Below are 478 nucleotides of genomic sequence, written 5' to 3' on the forward strand. Positions count from 1 at the left end.
GAGCCGCAACGAGGACCTGTCCCCGAAGGCCAAGGACCTCGCCGCGCAGCTGCGCAAGAGTTGGAACATCGAGTTCGACGACGCCGGCGCCATCGGCCGCCGCTACCGCCGCCAGGACGAAATCGGCACCCCGTTCTGCATCACCGTGGACTTCGAGACCCTCGACGACCAGGCCGTCACCATCCGCGAACGCGACACCATGAGCCAGGAACGCGTCTCCCTGGACAAGGTGGAGGGCTACCTGGCCGCACGGCTGATCGGCGCCTGACCGTGGCGATCCAATACCGTGAATGGCGCGACGGCGACGATCTCGCCCTGCTCGAAATCTGGGGCGGGCCCGAAACCGAACAGGCCCGGCAGTTCCGCGGCACCCTGGCGCCCTCGGGCAACGCGCCATGGCGGCGCTGCATCGTCGCCGAGGACGTCGTCGACGGCGTGGCTATCCCGGTCGCTGCGGGCGTTGTCCACGAGGCCTCCC

2 protein-coding genes are annotated in these 478 nt (G+C 69.2%); both read left to right on the forward strand.

Going from position 1 to position 478, the window contains the following annotated elements; translation table 11 throughout:
• On the forward strand, positions 1 to 268 hold a 268-nt coding region (locus tag AC1DNK_RS29990), incomplete at its 5' end, for a His/Gly/Thr/Pro-type tRNA ligase C-terminal domain-containing protein (protein ID WP_477944873.1).
• Positions 269 to 270: 2 nt separating this feature from the next.
• On the forward strand, positions 271 to 478 hold a 208-nt coding region (locus AC1DNK_RS29995; RefSeq protein ID WP_477944874.1), incomplete at its 3' end, for a hypothetical protein.

It is taken from the genome of Rhizobium sp. 01N424, assembly GCF_056399485.1.